Origin of the sequence: Pseudomonas sp. NPDC087598 (assembly GCF_044743525.1) — a bacterium.
GTDB lineage: Bacteria > Pseudomonadota > Gammaproteobacteria > Pseudomonadales > Pseudomonadaceae > Aquipseudomonas.
The window spans coordinates 18,666-38,057 of record NZ_JBIUWQ010000061.1 but is presented as its reverse complement, the minus strand read 5'-3'; the positions used below and the strand labels follow the sequence as shown (position 1 = coordinate 38,057).

Here is a 19,392-nt window from a genome sequence, read left to right as displayed (position 1 = left end):
TGAACTTGCAGATCGTGACGGCAGGTAAGAAGATCTAAAACCGTCCACCATGTCTCCGAACATGTGTCCACCATGTCTCCGGTACATACACTCCCAGAGGGAGAGGGGGCCGACCGTGATGTCTTGCGCTATACGTCGACCTGAAAAACTGCGTGGATTATGGATTCGCTAAAGCACTTTCAGGTCAGCGTATTTCTTCAGCATCCCCCATTCAGTTCCCTCTCCCTCCGGGAGAGGTTTAGGGTGAGGGGCTTCTCAAGATGTAACGATTCAGTACAGACCGCCACTTGCCTATAGCTGCAGCTCATGCTTAGCTGACTAATAATTAGTTTTTCTCTATTACTTCAGTCTAATCATGAGTGTTTTATGCCGTTAACCGATCAACACCGCTTTGGCATGCAACTGGCCCAGATGTCCCGCGGCTGGCGTGCCGAACTGGACCGGCGTCTGGCTGGGCTCGGCCTGTCTCAGGCGCGCTGGCTGGTGCTGCTGCATCTGGCGCGTTTCGAAGAGGCGCCGACCCAGCGTGAGCTGGCGCAAAGCGTCGGCGTCGAGGGGCCGACTCTTGCCCGCTTGCTCGATAGTCTGGAAAGCCAGGGTCTGGTGCAACGCCAGTCCGTGATGGAAGACCGCCGGGCGAAAAAGATTGTCCTCTGCGCCCCGGCGCTGCCACTGATCGAACAAATTGAAACCATCGCCACACAACTGCGCAGCGAACTGTTCGTCGGTATCGATGAGGCGGATATGAAGGTCTGCATGCGTGTTCACGGGCACATTCTGGCCAATCTGGAAAAATCTTGAGGCATAACCGCGTGCCGGTTTTTTGAGAGATCGCGCTGGGCAGACTATAAGAACTACTGGGCAATATCGTGTTCGTACCGGATGTGCGAACGCATAGAAGTCGGTTTTGCTTATTTAAGGGATGCTCATGCTCGCAAGTTGGCACGTGGTACTGCGCGTTTGCGCCAGAGGACTTATGGTCGCTGGCGCCGTCGGCTATTCAACCTTGTCACTGGCCCTGGGGCTGGGTGACATCACGGTTCATTCCGCTCTCAATCAGCCGCTCAAGGCCGATATCGCGCTGCTCGATGTTGGTGGTCTGACGCAGAACGATCTTTCAGTGAGCTTGGCCACGGCAGACGAGTTTGGTCGTGCCGGGGTCGAGCGGGTGTTCTTTCTCAGCGACCTGAAGTTCACGCCGATCCTGCATGGCAATCGCCAGATGATCCGGGTGACCTCCAGCAAACCGGTCAATGAGCCCTTTCTGAATTTCCTTGTGCAACTGAATCAGCCCAACGGCCGCTTGTTGCGCGAGTACACGGTGCTGATCGATCCGCCGGGCTCGCCGGGTATCGTGCCGGCCACCGATGAGCCGGATCCGCGCGCGCAATCCTCGGCGTTTCCCACGGTCGAACCCATCACTGCGCCGCCGCAGGGGGCGCAGGGCAAACGCGACACACCAGCTGCGCCGCCGCCCGTAGCAGCCCCGGCCAACGATGCACTGGCCGAACAACTGGCCGCCAGCGTGTTGCAGAACCAGCAGTTACAAAAGTCTCTCGACGAGTTGAACGCAAAACTGCAGGCGCAGGATGTGCAGATTGCCGACGGCAAGAAGCAGGTCAGTGATTTGCAGACGCGCCTCGCCGAACAGCAGAAAGCCCTGCCGGCACCGGTCGTCACACCGACGCCAACGCCTGTTGCTGCACCCGTCGAATCCCCGGATGAAGGTTTGAGCTGGCCGCTGCTCGGGGGGCTGGTGTTGTTGCTGGGGGTTCTGGCCGCGTTGTTTGTTCATCGCCGACGCCAACAGCAGCTGCAAGGCGTTGCACCGCTGCCGATCCTGCCGCTGCGCAATGAACCGGATGTTGATGAAGCCGAAGATAGTCGTCCCGTCAGGGCTCACGCTGTGGCTGAACAGCGAGAAGAACCGGCGGCTGGTGATGTGTTGGAAGCGGTGGGGATCTACCTGGCCTATGGGCGACTTGGCGAGGCGGCCGGGTTGTTGCGCGATGCGTTGCACAAGGAGCCCGAGCGCGTCGATCTGGGTCTGCAATTGCTGGAAGTGCTGGGGCGTCAGGGTGATAGCGCGGCGTTCGAGCAACAGGAAAGTCATTCGCGAGCGCTTGGCGTGGATGCGCAATCCTTACAGGACGTCCGCGCCCGGCATCCGAAACTGGCGGCTGTTGCACCGTTGGCGGCAGTCGCGCCAGTGGTCGCCAGCGTAGCCCCCATCGTCATCGCTGCTCCTGAGCCTACGCCTCCCGAGGATGATTTCGAATTGAATCTGGACGAATTGTCGATGGATTCCAGTTGGGATCTGAATGACAGCCGGTCGACGCCGATTCAGCCATCCGTCGCAGATTCCGCTTTCAGTTCCAGCCTGCAAGTGTTGCCGCAGGGCTTTGAACTGCCGGAGACCACGGTCAGCGAGGACGCCGAACTCGAGTGGATCCCCGAGCCGGATGCGCAACCACTGGACGATGATTTTCTCGATGAGTTTGCTGATCCAGAGCCATCGCTCGCGCTGGAGCCGCTGGAGCCGCTGGATCTGCAGATGTCGGAGCCAGAAACAGCGGCGGGTGCCGGGAAGCTCGAACAGGCACAGACCTGCATTGATGACGGAGACATCGACAGCGCGATTGCGTTGCTCAATGAGTTGCTCAAGGAAGGGGATGAGCCATTGAAGCAAACCGCCAGGACGTTGTTGGCGGGGATTCGTTGATTTGAATGTCGGGCGTTGTTGGCACTGACCGTCCTGACGCCTTCGCGAGCAGGCTCGCTCCCACAGTTGGAACGCATTCCCTGTGGGAGCGAGCCTGCTCGCGAAGACGAATCATCAGGCGCCATCAATCCGGGGGTAGTGATCAGAAGGTCTGGCCCAGATTCAGGTACACCGCCTGCTCATTCGCATCATTGAGCCCATAACTGAAATTCAATGGCCCCAGCGGCGTATCGAAACCGATAAACACACTCGCCGCATTGATGTAGCCGCTGTCGAACTCATTATCGTTGTTCCACGCCCGTCCACGTTCCAGCGAAGCACCGGCATACAGCGGGAAGTCCAGCGGCAGGTACGAGCGCGGTGTCAGTCGACGGTAATAAACCGCACGCATCAAACTGACGTTCTGCCCGGAAATCGCATCCTCGCGGAACCCCGACAATTGCCGCGCACCGCCGAGCAGGAAGCTCGACGTCACCACGTTGGTGTCGTCGAGGGTACGGCCATAGCGTCCACCCAGAATCAGTGTGTCTGGCCCGCGGCTCATCGCCTTGTCGAGTTTGAACTCCCACTGTCGATAGCGCGTATCCGAACCCAGGCTTGGCTCGAATTGCAGGAACGTCAGGCTGATGTCCTTGCCTTCGTGGGGGTAGTAAACGTTGTCCAGCGAATCGTAGGAATATTTCAGCGAGTAGAAGCCTTCGTTGAAGTTTTCGCTGGGCAGATCCTGATCGCCGATCCGCACATCCGCCTTGCCCCAGGCTTCGCCGACGCCGAAACGCACTTCACCGTTGTTGCCGATTTGCCGGCCGAAGTTCAACGCCATGCCGTAGCGCTCGACGCGATACTGGGCGATCGGATCATTGTCGAGGACTGCATCGACGTTCTGTGCTTCGAACACCACCGAGGGCGCAATGAAGTAACGCGAACCGACGTCCAGTGGCTGATAGAACTCGCTGTACAGCTCCTGTTTGTCGCCAAGCTGCGCCCGGGTCAGCCATTCCGCGCCGAGGCGATTGATACCGTTGATGCGGTAACTGGCACCGAGATTGAAGGCGCTGTCGCCGCGCATGTCGTCCGACAGGTTCAAGCCGACTCGCAGATAATCGGTGCCGCTGCGCTTGCCTCGGGCGCTGATGACCAGCGTGTGATCCTGGCCCTTGTGCACCACGCGATATTGCACCTGCTCGAAGTAGTCGAGGCCGTACAAGGTGCCCATGTCTGAATGCAAACGGCCAAGATCCAGAGGCTCGCCGATGTGTTGACGGATGTAGTAGCGGATCACATCGTCGTCGACTTTCGAGTCGTTCTCGACCTTGATTGCGGTGATGATCGGTGTGCGTTGGCCGGGCGCGCGGGCGGCGTCGAGTTCGGCGTCCTGAGGCTCGCTCGGCTTGAGTCGGGCGAGGCGGACGTCAAGGATTCGGGTGGCACGATAACCGGCATCGATCATCTCTTGGGCGCGACCGAAATCGGTGACGCCGAAGCTGGCCAGGGCCGGCTGGATCAACACGTCGGTCGGTTTGAGGGCGGCCAGTTGTTCTTCGGAATTGCGCCGCGTCATCAGGGTGATCGACTGGTTGAGCACATCGACCACGGTGGTCAGTTGCTTGCGGTTGCGCAGCGGTGTGCCGATGTCGACCACAATGGCGATATCGACGCCCATCTGCCGTGCGACATCCAGCGGGATGTTGTCGGTCATGCCGCCGTCCACCAACAGTCGACCATCGAGTTCGACCGGGGCGAACACCGCCGGGATCGACATGCTGGCGCGGATCACCTGCGGCAGGTGGCCTTTGCGGAACACCACTTTCTCGCCGTTGGCGATATCGGTGGCCACGGCGCGGAACGGGATCGGCAGTTTGTCGAAATCACGGGTGTCACTGGTGTGGGCCAGCAGGCTTTCCAGCAGCAGCGCCAGGTTCTGCCCCTGAATCACGCCGAGTGGCAGGCCGAGGCTGCCGTCGTCGCGAAAACTGAGTTTCTGTTTGACCAGAAAGTCGCGGTCATCCTGCTTGCGTCGGAACGGCACGTCCTCCCGGGGCGGCGCGTCGGACAGCGCCTGTTGCCAGTCGATGCCGAGGGCGAGTTTTTCCAGTTCATCGATCTTGTAACCCGAGGCATACAGGCCGCCGACCACCGCGCCCATGCTGGTGCCGGCGATCGCATCGATCTTGATGCCTTGTTCTTCCAGTGCCTTGAGCACGCCGATGTGCGCCAGCCCGCGAGCGGCACCGCCGGACAGCACCAGGCCGACTTTCGGTCGTGGCGCTTCAGTGGCGCAAACGAACAGTGGAAGGAAACCAAGCAGCAGGCAGAACAGCGGACGGCGCATTGTGAGTCTCGGGGCAAGCGATAAAGCCGGCTATTATAGCGGCGCCCTCTGTCTCAGGAGTTTCAGTGAACATGTCTGCCGCAAAAGCCGAAGTCGTCATTACCTATTGCACCCAATGCCAGTGGCTGCTGCGCGCCGCGTGGCTGGCGCAGGAACTGCTCAGCACCTTTGGTGATGACCTGGGCAAAGTGTCGCTGGTGCCGGGTACCGGCGGGGTATTCCAGATTACCTGCGCGGGCGTGCAGATCTGGGAACGCAAGGCTGACGGCGGTTTCCCCGAGGCGAAAGTGTTGAAGCAGCGCGTTCGCGATCAGATCGATCCTGACCGCGACCTCGGCCACAACGACCGCACTCAGTGAGACGCGACCTCGGCAGCGACGGCTTTTTTGCTGGAGTTGCCTGACATTCGCGCTGATACGACGATGGCGACGATGATCAGTGCGCCGCCCATCAACATCCGAAACGTCGGGTTTTCATCGAACAGCAGCCAGGCGACGGTGATGCCGTAAACCGGCTCCATCGCAAACACCACCGCGGCGGTGCGCGCCTTGATCACCGCCAGGCTGGCAACGAACAGGCTGTGGGCGACGCCGGTGCAGAACACGCCGAGCAGGGCGATCCACAACCAGTCCAGTGCGCGCACCTCGCTCAGTTGCGGCGCCGCCACCGGTAGCAGACACAGCGCCACCACCACGTTCTGACACAGCGCCGCCTGCACCGCCGGGATGCGTCCGGAGCTGGCGCGGTTGGTCAGCGACAGCAGAGCGAACAACAGGCCCGACAACACCGCCCAGAGTAAACCCGTGGTTGCGCCGCTGGCCAGATCGAACGCCGGAGTCACGAGGATCAGGCCGACGCTGACCAACACCACCAGCACGATTTCATTGGCGCGGATGCGTTCGCGGAAAATCAGTCCTTCGAGAATCACCGTGAATGCCGGAAAACTGGCAAAACCCAGGGTGGCAATGGCCACTCCGGCGACTTTCACCGCGATGAAAAAGCTCACCCAGTGTCCGGCCAGTAATACGCCGCTCAGGGCGAGACGCCGCCAGTCCACCGCTTGCAGTTTTTGCCAGCCGTGCTGACTGGCGAAACGGGCGAAAAATCCCAAAGCAAGTACAGCGAAAGCGGCTCGTCCGAAAACGATAACAGCGGGCGAGGCGGCGGCGAGTTTGCCGAACACACCGGTCAGGCCGAACATCAGAGCACCGATATGCAGGGCGCCAAGGGCGGTACGCGGAGTCATTGCAATCCTTCTATCTCAAACTCAAATTCAACCTGCATTGAAACGTGTCGAGGCCAATAAGTCTGTCGGCGGACTATCGTTTTTTGTTGTAGGAATCGCGCCGCAGTTGGCCGGGCGATGAACCGAATTCGCGTAGGACGGCGGCAGAGAAGGCGCTTTGCGAGCTATAGCCGACCCGACTGGCGATTTCGCCGATGGGCAGCGTGGTTTCGCGCAACAGGCCGACAGCTTTATGCAGGCGTCGACTGCGAATGTAATCCATCGGCGTCTGACCACATTCGGCCATGAATCGTGCATGCAGGCGCGCGCTGGATAAACCGGCGACCCGCGCCAGATCGGCGACCTGCAGCGGATAAGCGGCATTCAGTTCGATGTGCGCATCCAGGGCCGCATAGGGCAGGCAGCGGGCGGCGAGTTCGACCGGTTGCGCATGATTGAGGCTGGCCAGCAGCAGCACCGCACCTTGCTGGGCAATCAGCGGGTCGCTGACCGGGCTGTTCGCCAGCCAACTGACCAATTGGCTTTGCCCGGAATCCAGCGACAGACGAGCCGGGTTGTCGAGCAAGCGGCGGCTGGCCTCGGCATGATCACCGAGCGAATCGGCAATCCATTGCCCGTCAGGAATATCCAGCACCAGACAGCGACTGCCCTGCGGACTGCCGCAGGCGTGATGGGCGCCGGATGGAATCACCACGAAGCTCTGCTGCCGCACTTGGCTACCGCAACCCTCGACCTCGAAATCCAGCGCGCCGGACAGGCCAAACACCAGTTGGGCATGGTCGTGGCTGTGGACGATCAGATCGCGGGTGTATTGACGCAAGGTGAGAATCGGTCGCATGGCAAGTCTCCGGGCAGGCAGCCAGTCTACACCGACGCCACTGGGCTGCGCTGTCACACGACTGACTCGCGCCTGTCATGGTCGATTAACCGGACGGGCGCACTCTGGCGAAAACATCGTAGAGGGTTGCCCATGACCAGCGCCGAGCTCGCCAAACCCAGCCGCAAACAACGGGTGCGCACCTTGTGGATTTCTGACGTGCACTTGGGCACGCGGGATTGCCAGGCCGAGCACTTGTCGCAATTTCTCAAGGGCTACCATGCCGACAAGATCTACCTGGTCGGCGACATCATCGACGGCTGGAAACTGCGCGGCGGCATGTACTGGCCGCAGGCGCACACTAACGTGATCCGCCGCTTGCTGACCATGAGCAAACGCGGCACCGAGGTGATCTACGTCACCGGCAACCACGACGAATTCCTGCGCCGCTATTCGAAACTGATTCTGGGCAACATTCAGTTGGTCGACGAGGCGGTGCACGTCACGGCGGACGGTCGGCACCTGCTGGTGATTCACGGTGACCAGTTTGATGTGATCACCCGTTATCACCGCTGGCTGGCCTTTCTCGGTGATTCGGCCTACGAGTTCACCCTGACGCTCAATCGCTGGCTCAATCATTGGCGCGCCCGGTATGGCTACGGTTACTGGTCGCTGTCGGCGTATTTGAAGCACAAGGTGAAGACCGCAGTGAGTTTTATCAGTGATTTCGAAGAAGCCATCGCCCATGAATGCGTGAAGCGCGAACTGCACGGCGTGGTGTGCGGGCATATTCACCATGCCGAGATCCGCAAGGTCGGTGAGGTGGATTACCTCAATTGCGGCGATTGGGTGGAGTCGTGCACAGCGTTGATCGAGCATTGGGATGGCACGATCGAGTTGTACCGGCTGGCGGATGCGCAGGCGCGCGAGGCGGAGCTCAAGGCTGCCAAAGTCGCCGAGCTCGCCTGATTCTCGGGTGGTTGCGAGGGCCTCATCGCTGGCAAGCCAGCTCCCACAGGGTTTGCGGCGTACATAAAACTTGTGGGAGCTGGCTTGCCAGCGATGAGGCCGGAACAGGCAACATCAAGCTGGGGCGTGTTCTTCCATGGCAGCTTTGTAGATCGAGTTCTTCGGCTGGGCAAACAATCGCTGCATCATCGGCTCAAAGAAGCTCAGCGGCAGCGTGTCATACGCCGGGTCAAACGCCGCCGCGTCGTACTTGGCGCAAAACTCGGCGGTCGCCTGAAACTGCGGATGTTCCTTGAACTGCTCGCGCAGGTGTCGATCCATGCCCAAGTGATGAAAGAAGTAGTAACCCTGAAACACCCCGTGTTTCTCGACCATCCACAGATTCTCGGCACTGACGAACGGCTTGAGAATCGCCGCCGCAATGTCCGGATGGTTGTACGAGCCCAGCGTGTCGCCAATGTCGTGCAGCAACGCACACACCACGTATTCCTCGTCCCGCCCGTCACGGAAGGCGCGGGTCGCGGTTTGCAGCGAATGGGTCAGGCGATCCACCGGGAAACCGCCGAAATCACCTTCGAGCAATTTCAGGTGGGTCATGATCCGTGACGGCAATTGCCTGGCGTAGGCACTGAAATCTGCAGCGATGATCGCCCAGTCTTCCTGGGTGCCATCCTGCATATGGGTGAAGCGGGCGCTGGCGTTCATCGGCCATCCTCAATGTTGTTGTTCAGAAGGCCACGCGACCGAGGATCATGTCGCGATACATGACGAAGTCGCCGAACAGGCTGTACAGCGGATGCTGAAACGTCGCCGGGCGGTTCTTTTCAAAGAAGAAATGCCCGACCCAGGCGAAGCTGTAACCGGCCAGCGGCAGGGCCAGCAACAGTAGCCATGCACCCTTGGCGATGGTCATGGCGAGAATAAAAATCACCAGTGTCGTGCCGATGAAATGTAGCCGACGACAGGTACTGTTGCTGTGTTCGCTGAGGTAATACGGATAGAACTCGGCGAAGCTATTGAAATGCTTGATGTTTTCCACGACCGCGATCTCTGTGGTTATTGTTCTGGCGACGAGTTGTTCTGCGGGTAGCTTATTTGAGTCTAGAGTGATCATTGGCGTGGGCCAGTGACAATCGGCGCCACTTTAGTATCCTTCGCAAATCAGGCCGTAGCATGCGGCCCCTCATGTAAAAGAAAAACGCCATGAGCGAACGAACAACTTCTGCAAGCTGGGCGATGGGGATTGTCAAAGCATTGGAGATGGACGGCCTGGATTGCCGGGTACTGTTCAAGCAATTGGGGCTCGATTACTCCGCCCTGGATGATCCGGATGCGCGCTTCCCGCAAGATTCCATGACCCGACTCTGGCAACGGGCGGTCGAGCTGTCCGGCAATCCGGCGATCGGCCTGAACATGGGCAAAGTGGTGCGACCGGCGTCGTTTCATGTCGCCGGCTACGCGCTGATGTCCAGCAATACCCTGGCCGAAGGTTTCCAGCGACTGGTGCGTTATCAGCGGATCATTGCCGAAAGCGCTGACCTGAGTTTTCGTCTGCTCGAAGACGGTTACGCGCTGATCCTGACGGTGCACGGCGATCACCTGCCACCGACCCGGCAAAGTGCCGAAGCCTCGCTGGCCTGCGCTTTGGCCCTGTGTGGCTGGTTGACCGGGCGCACGCTGCACCCGGTAAAAGTGCTGGTGCAAGGTGACGAGCCGGCAGATCTGCAACCCTATAAACAGGCTTTCCATGCACCGCTGATGTTCAACGCGCCGTACGATGCGCTGATTTTCGAGCGCGCTGACATGGAAGCACCGCTGCCCACGGCCAATGAGGCGATGGCGTTGCTGCATGACCGGTTTGCCGGGGAATATCTGGCACGGTTTTCCGAAAGTCGAGTGACCCACAAGGCCCGGCAGGTGCTCTGCCGCTTGCTGCCCCAGGGCGAACCCAAGCGCGATACCGTTGCGCAGACTTTGCATTTGTCGCAACGCACCTTGCAGCGCCGTTTGCAGGAGGAGGGCACAAGTTTTCAGCAGTTGCTCGATGACACCCGCCGCGAACTGGCCGAGCAATATCTGGCGCAACCGAGCATGACCTTGCTGGAAATCGCCTATCTGTTGGGTTTTGCCGATCCGAGCAACTTCTTCCGCGCCTTCCGTCGCTGGTTCGACACCACGCCCGGTGATTACCGGGCGCGGCTGTTACAGGCGCCGAATGTGATCAGTGACGCCAAAAGGCCGGAATACACAGCACAAACACCGTAATGATCTCCAGTCGGCCGAGCAGCATGCCGAACGACAGGATCCACTTGGCAGCATCCGGCAGGGTGGCAAAGTTGCCTGCCGGGCCGATGGTCTCGCCCAGCCCCGGGCCGACGCCGGACACGGTACTGGCAGCGCCGGTCAGGGCGGTCATCCAGTCGACCCCGAGCAGCGACAGCAGCAGGGCGATCACGCAGATGGTGATCGCAAAGAAAAACGAGAACGTCAGAATCGAACGCACGATCTCTTCATCGAGGCGATGACCGTTGTACTTCTGCTTGATCACTGCACGCGGGTGAATCAGTTGGTTAAGGTTGGCCTTGAGCAGGATATAGGCGACCTGGAAACGAAAGATCTTGATCCCGCCCGCCGTCGACCCGGAACAGCCGCCGACGAAACCCAGGTAGAAAAACAGCATCAGCGAAAAGTTGCCCCACAGGCTGTAGTCGCCAAGGGCGAAACCGGTGGTGGTGACGACTGACGTCACGTTCAGCGCCACATGCCGTAAGGCTTCCAGCCAATGCAGATTGGTCGTCCACCAGTACCAGGTGCCGAGCACCAGCCAGGTCACCAGCAACATGCCGAGCAAACCCTGCACCTGTTGATCCTTGATCAACGCCTTGCGGTTGCCGCGCAACGTCGCAACGTACAGGGTGAACGGCAGGCTGCCGAGAATCATGATGACCACCGCAACCCAGTGCACCGCCGGTTGAGTCCACTTGGCCAGCGACTGGTCGGATGTCGAGAACCCGCCAGTGGAAATCGCCGACATCGCGTGGTTGATCGCATCGAACGGGCTCATCCCGGCCCACCAAAACGCCAGGCTGCCGAGAATGGTGATGCCGACATACGCCGCCACAATCAGCCGCGCCACCATGTGCGAGCGTGGCATGACTTTTTCCGAGCGATCCGAAGACTCGGTCTGAAACAGACGCATGCCACCGATGCGCAGCAACGGCAGAATCGCCACCGCCATACCGATAAAGCCGATACCACCCAGCCAGTGCAGCAGCGAGCGCCACATCAGGATGCCGGGCGACATGGTGTCGAGTCCGCTGAGCACGGTTGAACCGGTGGCGGTGATGCCGGACATGCTTTCGAAAAACGAGTCGGTGTAGCTGATGTGCTGGGTCAGCAGAAACGGCAGCGCGGCGAAAATACACACCACCAGCCAACTGGTGACGGTCAGCAAATACATGTCGCGCGGGCGTAGATGAATGTGTTCGGGCCTGCCGGGAATCACCAGCGCAAGGCCGGCGACGAAGGTGATCATGCTTGCCCAGAGGAACGACGGCAGATCGCTGGTGCGTTCGAAAATCACCAGCGTGGCCATGGGCACAACCATGGCGACGGCCAGGGTGATCAGGAAGATGCCGATGATGAAACCAATGATCCGTAAGGTCGGCAACGCCATGAAGTCCGCTCGGGCTGATGTGGGAAGGGCGCCATTCTACCCGTGGGGCAGGGCATGTAAACCGGCATCCCGTTGGCAGATGCAGCTAGAATAGCCGCACATTTTTCTCAGGAGGTGGCCGATGCAGGCTCTCGACGCTTTGCTCAACCGTGTTTCCGTTCCCCGACTGGTCGAACCGGCCCCCACTGCCGAGCAACGCGAAGCGCTGTTTGCCGCCGCTCTGCGGGCACCGGACCACGGCCATTTGCAGCCGTATCGCTTCCTGACAGTTGAAGGCACGGCGCGCGAGCAGATGGGCGAGTTGCTGGCCGAGGCTGCGCAAATGCAGGAAGGCGAAGTCACCGAAGCGATGATCGACAAGGCCCGCAACGGCCCGCTGCGGGCGCCGCTGGTGGTCGTGGTGATTGCCAAACTGCAGGAACACGTCAAGTACCCGAAGGCCGAGCAACTGCTCGCAGCCGGGTGTGCGGCGCACGGGATTCTGCTGGCGGCGTATGCGCAGGGAATTGGTGCTGTGTGGCGCACGGGCGATCTGGCGTATTCCAGCCACGTGGCCAAAGGCTTGGGCCTGACGGAAGGTGAAGAGGTGATTGCGTTTCTCTACCTCGGCACACCGCAGAAAGAGCCGCGTGTGGCGGAGAAGGTTGATCTGAACGAGTTCGTCAGCGCCTGGCCCGCTAAGCCCTGACACCACCGATCAAATGTGGGAGCGGGCCTGCTCGCGAAGAGGGTGTGTCAGACACCCTTTACATTGGCTGACACACCGCTTTCGCGAGCAGGCTCGCTCCCACAATTTTACCTAGAGTTGAACCACTGCACCGGGCACCAGCGGCAATTCGAGGCTGGCAATAAACCCGCCCTGCGGATGATTGGCCAACGTCAGACTGCCGCCATGCCGTTCCGCCGCCCGTCGCGCAATCGCCAGTCCCAACCCGTGTCCGGCGGCTGTCTGCCCCGGCGCCCGATAAAACGGTTCGCCCAACTGGCTCAGATGCTCTTCCTGCACCCCCGGCCCATGGTCACGCACACTCACGACAATTTTTTCGCCCTGACGCGACGCCTGCATTTCAATAGCCTGACCTTCAGGATTGAAGCGCTGGGCATTGCGCAACAGGTTGTCGACAGCCCGCTCAATCATCGTCGGCCAGCCTTTGAGGTTCAGTTGCGGCTCAGCTTCCAGGCGCACCGTCTGCTCCGGTGAGCCAAGTTGCGCATCCTTCTGCAGGGTGCCCAGCAGCGCATTCAGATCCACGTCTTCAGCGCTGGCATTGTCGGCATCGACCCGCGCCAGCACCAGAATTTCACTGATCAACGCTTCCAGCCGATCGCACTCGCGGGTCAGGCGTGGCCAGAGTTTTTCCCGCTCTTCAGGATTGGCCCGTTCTGCCAGCGCCAAGGCGATGCGCAAACGTGCCAGCGGTGAGCGCAGTTCGTGCGACACATCGCGCAATAGCTGGCGCTGACTGCCGATCAGGCTTTGCAGGCGCGCACCCATGCGGTTGAAATCGGTGGCCAGCACGCCGAATTCATCACGACGGTTGGCCAGTTTTGCCAGGCTGTTTTGCTGATAGGTGGTCTGCCCCAGATCGTGCACCGCGCCGCGCAAACGGCTGAGCGGGCGGGTGATCGAGAAAGTCACCAGCAGACTGAACAGGGTCAGTACCACCAGCGCAATGCCCAGCGCGCTCAACGGCCAGAGCAGGCTTTCGCGGTGCCAGGCGTCGAGTTCAGGGTGCGGGATGCGGTAAATGAACAGGTAAGTGTCGCCAGTTTTGTCACTGGTGAACTCGTCCGTCAGACGCCGCCATGGCAGGCGTCGGTCATCGTTGTTCTGTCGTGCCTCGAAAGCTGCCGCGCGGCGCGGAAAGGTGCCGCGCACCACCGGATCACCGCTTTCGTTGAGCACCTGGACGTCGATGTGATACTGGCGTTTGCGTTGTTCGAGGATGTCCTGGGCGGCGTCTTCGCCCTGAGCTTCGTAGGTTTGCGTCCACTCGGCGGCCAGAGTGTTGAGACCCGGATGGCGGCTGAGAATCCACGCGTCCTGATTGAGCATGTGCCCCAGCAGAATCGAAAGCCCTGCCACCAGAGCAATGGCCAGCCAGAAGCTCGCGAGAATACGCCAGAACAATGAACGCACAGAAAATCCTCAATCAAACACAAATCCCCCTGTAGGAGCTGCGGCACGCTGCGATCTTTTGATCTTGTTGTTCAAAGCAAAATCAAAAGATCGCAGCGTGCCGCAGCTCCTACAGGGACAAATGCAAACAGGCCCAACGGGGTTAGCCGTTGGGCCATGGGTCAGAACATTATTGCGCCTTTTGCGGCTGTTGCGCTTTCCACGCCTTGAACTCGGCCCATTCGGCGCGGCGTTCGGCTTGTTTCTTCTGGATCTCGTCGAATTTCTTCTGTTGATCCGGTTTCAATACCGCACGCACATCGGCTTCGGCTTTCTTGTGATTGGCGGCCATCTCGTCTTTCAGGGCTTTCTGATCGGCCGGCGAGAGTTTTTCCAGGTACTTGTCGACCGTCTGCTTACGCTCGTGCATTTGCTCGCCCATGATCTTGCGGATCTGCTCACGCTGTTCGCGGGACAGGTCGAGTTGGCTGTACGGGCCTTTGCCGTGCATGCCGTGCATCTGACCGCCGTGGCGAGCACCGTCCATCGGGCCTCCCATCGGGCCGCCGTCTTGCGGCATGGCCATGGCGACGGTTGGCAGAGCGGCAGCGAACATCAGAGCGATAAGAGTCTTGCGCATGGTGTATCTCCTTGTCTCGTTCCCGGTACGTTCCGGATGAGTGCAGATTACGGAGATCAAGGTCAGCGGCGGTCAGTGCTGCGTAAAGCTTGGGTAAAGACGCTTTGTCATCAGCCTGACAAAACACTGTGGCGAGGGAGCAGGCTCCCCTCGCCACAGGTGAGTATTTACAGGCTGTAGTAGTAGCCACGGCTACGCAGGGCGACGATGCGCGGGCGACCGTCCGGGTGGGGGCCGATCTTTTTGCGCAGGTTGCTGACGTGCATGTCGAGGCTGCGGTCGTAGAGAGTCAGTTTGCGGCCGAGAGCGAGTTGCGCCAGTTCCTGTTTGTCCAGTGGCTCGCCGGGTTGCTTGAGCAACGCCTCGAGCAGACGGCTTTCGGAAACGGTCAGTGTCAGTTCTTTCTCATCGATGCTGACCACGCCGCGCATCGGGCTGAAACTCAGGTCACCCAGTTCAAGCTGAGTCGACACGGCGGCCGGATGACTGCGGCGCAACACGGCGCGCAAGCGCGCGGTCAATTCACGGGGATCGCAGGGTTTGGCCAGGTAATCGTCGGCGCCCAGCTCAAGGCCGAGGATACGATCCAGCGGTTCGCCGCGTGCCGATAGCATCAGCACTGGCAGATCGGCGTGATCGTTGCGCAGTTGCTTGAGCAGTTCCAGACCGCTGCCGTCGGGCAGCATCACGTCCAGCACCACCGCCGCCGGGGCGGTTTCCGCCAATGCCTTGCGGGCGCTCTGACCATCGTGGCAGGCACGCACCTGAAAGCCTTCCTGGCTCAGCCAACTGCTCAGGAGTTCACACAACTCCTGGTCATCATCAATCAGTAACAGCTCGCTCATGACTCACTCAATTTAACCATTGCCGACGTTTTCGGCTTGCACCACTGGCAAAGATACCGCAGAGCAGCGCCAATAGCGCTACCCCGGCCCCGGTAACGAACCACTGCTGTTGATCGGTCAACAGGCGCGGCAGCGGGCTGGCCTGGGCTTCCTTGAGTTGCAGCTTGAGGCGCTGGTTCTCTTGGCGCAGCCGGGCGAGCTGAGCGCTCTCGCGTGTGTTGTCAGCATTTTGCAGTTGTTTGTTCAATTCTTCTCGCTGCTGCTCGCTGGCCTTGAGGCGCTGCTGCAACTCGGTGATCTGACTGCCGGCGCTCAATGACAACGGCGTGGAGTTACCGCCTTCGCTGGTTTCCTCACCATGGGCGGGCGCCATGATCGACAACGTGACCAACATCAGACACAACGGACCCTTGCGCATCGCGACACCTGCTTCCAAATGGATATTGGGCAGGTTGTCGGCAGGCAAACGAGAATAATGAGCGATTGAGAGCAGCAAGAACCAGGAAGGTTCACTGCCAGAGGCAATGTCGCAGGCGGTGAGAGGCGTAATCACCTCACACTCAGAGCTTGGGGAGTCATTGTGGCGAGGGAGCTTGCTCCCGCTGGACTGCGCAGCAGTCCCATTGCCTTGAGTTGAAAAGCGAGGGGCGCTTCGCGCCTCAGCGGGAGCAAGCTCCCTCGCCACAGGTTTCTTTTGACCCGCCAGGAATTCTTACGGCAGGACTTGCTTGAACGGCTTGACGATCACATTGGCATAAACGCCAGCGGCAATGTACGGATCGGCATCGGCCCACGCCTGCGCGGCGCTCAGGGAGTCGAACTCGGCGACGATCAGGCTGCCGGTGAAACCCGCTGCGCCCGGATCATTGCTGTCAACGGCCGGGTGCGGGCCGGCCAATACGATGCGGCCTTCGCCCTTGAGCGCTTGCAGGCGTTCCAGATGCGCCGGGCGGGCAGCCAGACGCGCTTCAAGAGAGTTGGCGACGTCGGTGGCAATGATTGCGTAGAGCATGTCAGTCCTCGGTTTTTGGTGTTGTGGTATCGGCGTCGTGCAGGTGACGGGACAGGTAGATGCCCTGGCCGACCAGGAACAGCACGGTCATGCCGAGGCTGCCAAACACCTTGAAGTCCACCCAGATGCTCTGGAAGGTGAAGGCGACGAACAGGTTGGCGGCCCCGCAGAACAGGAAAAAGGCGATCCAGGCGATGTTCAGGCGGGTCCAGACCGGATCCGGCAGGGTCAGTGCATGGCCCATGATGCGCTTGATCAGCAGGCGGTCACCGATGAAGTGGCTGCCGATGAACGCGGCGGCGAACAGCCAGTTGACCACCGGGGCCTTCCATTTCAGGAAGGTCTCGCTGTGGAAAGCCAGGGTCAGGCTACCGAAGACGAGGCAGGCGATCAGGGTCAGCCATTGGCTCTTTTCCAGCCTGCGCTGTTTGATGAACAGGGCGCCGTACACCACCAGGGAGCTGATGATCAGCATCGCGGTGGCGCTGTAAATACCGCCTACAGTCAACTCATGACCGGCGACGTCGACGGTGCGTGGATCGAGTTTGTAGACGATGAAGAACAGCAGAAGCGGGATGAAATCGATGAATTGTTTCACAGTGAGAGCCAGATGCCGGATGTGGCGGCATAATAACAAACATATGGGCGTGCGATAGCGCCAGCTGATTTGAGGTTACAACTCCCCGTGAATGTTGATTTGCACTGCCATAGCACGGCCTCCGATGGCGCCCTGGCGCCTGCGGTTCTGGTTGCGCGTGCGTTCGAGAACGGCGTGCGAGTCCTGGCGTTGACCGACCACGACACCCTCGAAGGCCTCGCCGAAGCGCGCACGGCCGCCACTGAACTGGGGATGCAACTGGTCAACGGCGTCGAATTGTCCTGCACTTGGGGCGGCGCAACCATTCATGTGCTGGGCTACGGTTTCGACGTCAACGCCGCGCCGTTGGTCGAGGCAATCGCCAAATTGCACGATGGTCGCTGGCTGCGGTCGGAAGAAATAAGCCGCAAGCTCGCCCTCAAGGGCATGCCCGGCGCCCTCGACGGCGCCCGGCAGATCCAGCAGGAACTGGGCGACAGCGGCAACGCCCCGGCCCGTCCGCATTTCGCCGACTGGATGGTGCGTGAAGGTTTTGTAAAGGATCGCGCCGAGGCATTCCGCAAATGGCTCGGCGCCGGCAAGCTGGGCGACGTCAAGCAACACTGGCCGACCCTGGAAGACACCGTTGGCACTCTGCGGGCGGCGGGTGCCTGGGTGAGCCTGGCACACCCTTGGCACTACGATTTCACCCGCAGCAAGCGCCGAAAGCTGATTGCCGACTATATTCAAGCAGGCGGGCATGCGATCGAAGTGGTCAATGGCCATCAGCCTGCGGAACAGGTGGGCAGCCTGGCAATCCTTGCCCGTGAGTTCGGTCTGCTGGTCAGCGCCGGCAGTGATTTTCATGGCCCTGGCGGCTGGTCCGAGATCGGCCAGTACCGGCCGGTTCCCGAGGACCTTCCACCCCTGTGGGGTCGGTTCAAACATGACACAGTTATTGCCGCCGTCTGAACAGGTAGAGAATGTGAGTCAATTTTTCCAGATTCATCCGGAAAACCCGCAAGTGCGCCTGATCAAACAGGCGGTCGAGATCATCCGCAAGGGCGGGGTGGTGATTTATCCCACGGACTCTTCCTATGCCATCGGTTGCCAGATCGGCGACAAGACCGCCATTGAGCGCGTACGACGCTTGCGTCAGCTCGATGAGAAGCACAACTTCGCCTTGATCTGCAGCGACCTGTCGCAGCTGGGCAACTACGCCAAGATCGACACCGGCACCTTCCGCATTCTCAAGGCGCATCTGCCGGGGCCGTACACCTTCATTCTCAACGCCACCCGCGAAGTGCCCCGGCTGCTGCTGCATCCGAAGAAACGCACCATCGGCCTGCGTGTGCCCAGCCATCCGATTGCGCTGGCGTTGTTGGCAGAGCTGGGCGAGCCGCTGATGAGCGTCACGCTGATCATGCCGGGTGATGAAGATCCGCTGAGCGATCCGTACGAAATGCGCCAGTTGCTCGAACATCAGGTGGATTTGATCATCGATGGTGGCTTCGGCGGCATCAAGGCCTCCACCGTGGTCGATCTGACTGGCGATGACCCGGAAGTGGTTCGCGTCGGTTGTGGCGATCCGACGCCGTTCATGGTCGAGGCCTGAATGTCCGCAGTGGAAACCGTTGTCGATCCCCAGGCCGGCGCCCAGCAGGAACTGCCGTTTGCCATGGTCTATGGCCAGGCGGTCATGGAAATGCCGCTGGACCTGTACATTCCGCCGGATGCGCTGGAGGTCTTTCTTGAAGCCTTCGAAGGCCCGCTCGACCTGCTGCTCTACTTGATCCGCAAACAGAACATCAACATCCTCGACATCCCGGTGGCGGAAATCACTCGCCAGTACATGGGTTATGTCGAGTTGATGCAGTCGGTGCGTCTGGAACTGGCCGCCGAGTATCTGGTGATGGCCGCGATGCTGGCCGAAATCAAGTCGCGCATGCTGCTGCCACGCGCCGAAACCGTCGAAGACGAAGAAGACGACCCGCGCGCCGAACTGATCCGTCGCTTGCAGGAATACGAACGCTTCAAGGCTGCCGCCGAAGGCATCGATGGCCTCAGCCGGGTTGGCCGCGACGTCGTGGTGCCCAAGCTCGACGCCCCTGAAGCCCGCGCACGCAAGCTGTTGCCCGACGTGGCGTTGGAAGAGATTTTGATGTGCATGGCCGAAGTGCTGCGCCGTGGCGACATGTTTGAAAGCCATCAGGTCAGCCGCGAGGCGCTGTCGACCCGCGAACGCATGAGTGATGTGTTGGAACGGCTCAAGGGCGGCGGTTTCGTGCCGTTTGTCGAACTGTTCACCGCCGAAGAAGGCCGCCTTGGTGTGGTGGTGACCTTTATGGCGATCCTTGAACTGGTCAAGGAATCTTTGGTCGAGCTGGTGCAGAATGAGCCGTTCGCGCCGATCCACGTGCGAGCCCGAGCCGAATAA

The 19,392-nt window shown here is 60.2% G+C and carries 21 protein-coding genes; 9 read left to right on the top strand and 12 right to left on the bottom strand.

Going from position 1 to position 19,392, the window contains the following annotated elements; all coding sequences use genetic code 11:
* The first annotated feature begins 366 nt into the window (after positions 1-366).
* Together ACIOWE_RS25145 and ACIOWE_RS25140 are read left to right on the top strand one after the other, a co-directional pair.
* Complete coding sequence (locus ACIOWE_RS25145) at positions 367-801, top strand: MarR family transcriptional regulator (protein ID WP_127652354.1); 435 nt, start codon at positions 367-369, stop codon at positions 799-801.
* A gap of 127 nt (positions 802-928) precedes the next feature.
* On the top strand, positions 929-2,722 hold the full coding sequence (locus tag ACIOWE_RS25140) for a FimV/HubP family polar landmark protein (RefSeq protein ID WP_401397110.1): 1,794 nt from the start codon (positions 929-931) through the stop codon (positions 2,720-2,722).
* Between the two features lie 142 nt (positions 2,723-2,864).
* On the opposite strand, the gene ACIOWE_RS25135 is transcribed toward ACIOWE_RS25140, so the two are convergent.
* Complete coding sequence (locus tag ACIOWE_RS25135; protein WP_401397107.1) at positions 2,865-5,054, bottom strand: patatin-like phospholipase family protein; 2,190 nt, start codon at positions 5,052-5,054, stop codon at positions 2,865-2,867.
* Positions 5,055-5,125: 71 nt separating this feature from the next.
* Between ACIOWE_RS25135 and ACIOWE_RS25130 the strand changes: the two genes are divergently transcribed.
* A complete protein-coding gene (locus ACIOWE_RS25130) occupies positions 5,126-5,413 on the top strand; it encodes a SelT/SelW/SelH family protein (protein WP_201239213.1) in 288 nt (95 codons plus the stop codon).
* Here ACIOWE_RS25130 and ACIOWE_RS25125 read toward each other — a convergent pair.
* Together ACIOWE_RS25125 and ACIOWE_RS25120 are read right to left on the bottom strand one after the other, a co-directional pair.
* Positions 5,407-6,300: a DMT family transporter gene (locus ACIOWE_RS25125; RefSeq protein WP_401397103.1), complete on the bottom strand. Its 894-nt coding sequence runs from the start codon at positions 6,298-6,300 to the stop codon at positions 5,407-5,409. The two genes, ACIOWE_RS25130 and ACIOWE_RS25125, sit on opposite strands and share 7 nt — an antisense overlap.
* A 73-nt stretch (positions 6,301-6,373) precedes the next feature.
* Positions 6,374-7,138: an AraC family transcriptional regulator gene (locus ACIOWE_RS25120; RefSeq protein WP_401397100.1), complete on the bottom strand. Its 765-nt coding sequence runs from the start codon at positions 7,136-7,138 to the stop codon at positions 6,374-6,376.
* Between the two features lie 132 nt (positions 7,139-7,270).
* Between ACIOWE_RS25120 and ACIOWE_RS25115 the strand changes: the two genes are divergently transcribed.
* Entirely contained in the window at positions 7,271-8,086 is an 816-nt protein-coding gene (locus ACIOWE_RS25115) for a UDP-2,3-diacylglucosamine diphosphatase (protein WP_401397097.1), read from the top strand.
* A 114-nt stretch (positions 8,087-8,200) separates the two neighbouring features.
* Here ACIOWE_RS25115 and ACIOWE_RS25110 read toward each other — a convergent pair whose 3' ends face one another.
* Complete coding sequence (locus ACIOWE_RS25110) at positions 8,201-8,791, bottom strand: HD domain-containing protein (protein WP_401397094.1); 591 nt, start codon at positions 8,789-8,791, stop codon at positions 8,201-8,203.
* Positions 8,792-8,813: 22 nt separating this feature from the next.
* Positions 8,814-9,125 carry a DUF962 domain-containing protein gene (locus ACIOWE_RS25105; RefSeq protein WP_064119594.1) on the bottom strand — a complete coding sequence of 104 codons (312 nt, stop codon included), beginning with the start codon at positions 9,123-9,125 and terminating at the stop codon, positions 8,814-8,816.
* A 164-nt stretch (positions 9,126-9,289) separates the two neighbouring features.
* Between ACIOWE_RS25105 and ACIOWE_RS25100 the strand changes: the two genes are divergently transcribed.
* Positions 9,290-10,351 carry an AraC family transcriptional regulator gene (locus ACIOWE_RS25100; protein ID WP_201239218.1) on the top strand — a complete coding sequence of 354 codons (1,062 nt, stop codon included), beginning with the start codon at positions 9,290-9,292 and terminating at the stop codon, positions 10,349-10,351.
* Here the strand turns inward: ACIOWE_RS25100 and ACIOWE_RS25095 are convergent.
* Positions 10,308-11,762, bottom strand: coding sequence for a TrkH family potassium uptake protein (locus ACIOWE_RS25095; protein WP_401397091.1), 1,455 nt, complete (start codon positions 11,760-11,762; stop codon positions 10,308-10,310). The genes ACIOWE_RS25100 and ACIOWE_RS25095 overlap by 44 nt on opposite strands.
* 121 nt (positions 11,763-11,883) lie before the next feature.
* Here ACIOWE_RS25095 and ACIOWE_RS25090 point away from each other — a divergent pair, with 121 nt between their 5' ends.
* Entirely contained in the window at positions 11,884-12,450 is a 567-nt protein-coding gene (locus tag ACIOWE_RS25090; RefSeq protein ID WP_401397088.1) for a nitroreductase family protein, read from the top strand.
* Between the two features lie 111 nt (positions 12,451-12,561).
* Here the strand turns inward: ACIOWE_RS25090 and ACIOWE_RS25085 are convergent, their stop codons facing one another.
* From ACIOWE_RS25085 to ACIOWE_RS25060, 6 genes are all read right to left on the bottom strand, one after another.
* On the bottom strand, positions 12,562-13,902 hold the full coding sequence (locus tag ACIOWE_RS25085; RefSeq protein WP_401397086.1) for a sensor histidine kinase: 1,341 nt from the start codon (positions 13,900-13,902) through the stop codon (positions 12,562-12,564).
* Positions 13,903-14,071: 169 nt separating this feature from the next.
* Positions 14,072-14,521 (bottom strand): LTXXQ domain protein, encoded by a 450-nt coding sequence (locus tag ACIOWE_RS25080; protein WP_401397083.1) that lies wholly within the window; start codon positions 14,519-14,521, stop codon positions 14,072-14,074.
* A 167-nt stretch (positions 14,522-14,688) separates the two neighbouring features.
* The gene (locus tag ACIOWE_RS25075; protein WP_150742443.1) at positions 14,689-15,366 is read right to left on the bottom strand and encodes a response regulator transcription factor; all 678 of its coding nucleotides are present in this window, start codon (positions 15,364-15,366) and stop codon (positions 14,689-14,691) included.
* Positions 15,367-15,373: 7 nt separating this feature from the next.
* Entirely contained in the window at positions 15,374-15,784 is a 411-nt protein-coding gene (locus ACIOWE_RS25070) for a translation initiation factor 2 (RefSeq protein ID WP_401397080.1), read from the bottom strand.
* 294 nt (positions 15,785-16,078) lie between these two features.
* Positions 16,079-16,378 carry a YciI family protein gene (locus tag ACIOWE_RS25065; protein ID WP_016987935.1) on the bottom strand — a complete coding sequence of 100 codons (300 nt, stop codon included), beginning with the start codon at positions 16,376-16,378 and terminating at the stop codon, positions 16,079-16,081.
* Between the two features lies 1 nt (position 16,379).
* The gene (locus ACIOWE_RS25060; RefSeq protein ID WP_201239224.1) at positions 16,380-16,976 is read right to left on the bottom strand and encodes a septation protein A; all 597 of its coding nucleotides are present in this window, start codon (positions 16,974-16,976) and stop codon (positions 16,380-16,382) included.
* Between the two features lie 87 nt (positions 16,977-17,063).
* Here ACIOWE_RS25060 and ACIOWE_RS25055 point away from each other — a divergent pair, with 87 nt between their 5' ends.
* From ACIOWE_RS25055 to ACIOWE_RS25045, 3 genes are all read left to right on the top strand, one after another.
* Positions 17,064-17,927, top strand: coding sequence for a PHP domain-containing protein (locus ACIOWE_RS25055; RefSeq protein ID WP_401397077.1), 864 nt, complete (start codon positions 17,064-17,066; stop codon positions 17,925-17,927).
* A 13-nt stretch (positions 17,928-17,940) separates the two neighbouring features.
* Complete coding sequence (locus tag ACIOWE_RS25050; RefSeq protein ID WP_401397075.1) at positions 17,941-18,570, top strand: L-threonylcarbamoyladenylate synthase; 630 nt, start codon at positions 17,941-17,943, stop codon at positions 18,568-18,570.
* A 123-nt stretch (positions 18,571-18,693) separates the two neighbouring features.
* A complete protein-coding gene (locus tag ACIOWE_RS25045; RefSeq protein ID WP_201239416.1) occupies positions 18,694-19,392 on the top strand; it encodes a ScpA family protein in 699 nt (232 codons plus the stop codon).

Excerpts from the sequence above, each read along its gene's own strand:
- ACIOWE_RS25145 (WP_127652354.1), top strand. The coding sequence starts at position 367 with ATGCCGTTAACCGATCAACACCGCTTTGGCATGCAACTGGCCCAGATG.
- ACIOWE_RS25140 (WP_401397110.1), top strand. The coding sequence starts at position 929 with ATGCTCGCAAGTTGGCACGTGGTACTGCGCGTTTGCGCCAGAGGACTT.
- ACIOWE_RS25135 (WP_401397107.1), bottom strand. The coding sequence starts at position 5,054 with ATGCGCCGTCCGCTGTTCTGCCTGCTGCTTGGTTTCCTTCCACTGTTC.
- ACIOWE_RS25130 (WP_201239213.1), top strand. The coding sequence starts at position 5,126 with ATGTCTGCCGCAAAAGCCGAAGTCGTCATTACCTATTGCACCCAATGC.
- ACIOWE_RS25125 (WP_401397103.1), bottom strand. The coding sequence starts at position 6,300 with ATGACTCCGCGTACCGCCCTTGGCGCCCTGCATATCGGTGCTCTGATG.
- ACIOWE_RS25120 (WP_401397100.1), bottom strand. The coding sequence starts at position 7,138 with ATGCGACCGATTCTCACCTTGCGTCAATACACCCGCGATCTGATCGTC.
- ACIOWE_RS25115 (WP_401397097.1), top strand. The coding sequence starts at position 7,271 with ATGACCAGCGCCGAGCTCGCCAAACCCAGCCGCAAACAACGGGTGCGC.
- ACIOWE_RS25110 (WP_401397094.1), bottom strand. The coding sequence starts at position 8,791 with ATGAACGCCAGCGCCCGCTTCACCCATATGCAGGATGGCACCCAGGAA.
- ACIOWE_RS25100 (WP_201239218.1), top strand. The coding sequence starts at position 9,290 with ATGAGCGAACGAACAACTTCTGCAAGCTGGGCGATGGGGATTGTCAAA.
- ACIOWE_RS25095 (WP_401397091.1), bottom strand. The coding sequence starts at position 11,762 with ATGGCGTTGCCGACCTTACGGATCATTGGTTTCATCATCGGCATCTTC.
- ACIOWE_RS25090 (WP_401397088.1), top strand. The coding sequence starts at position 11,884 with ATGCAGGCTCTCGACGCTTTGCTCAACCGTGTTTCCGTTCCCCGACTG.
- ACIOWE_RS25080 (WP_401397083.1), bottom strand. The coding sequence starts at position 14,521 with ATGCGCAAGACTCTTATCGCTCTGATGTTCGCTGCCGCTCTGCCAACC.
- ACIOWE_RS25075 (WP_150742443.1), bottom strand. The coding sequence starts at position 15,366 with ATGAGCGAGCTGTTACTGATTGATGATGACCAGGAGTTGTGTGAACTC.
- ACIOWE_RS25070 (WP_401397080.1), bottom strand. The coding sequence starts at position 15,784 with ATGCGCAAGGGTCCGTTGTGTCTGATGTTGGTCACGTTGTCGATCATG.
- ACIOWE_RS25065 (WP_016987935.1), bottom strand. The coding sequence starts at position 16,378 with ATGCTCTACGCAATCATTGCCACCGACGTCGCCAACTCTCTTGAAGCG.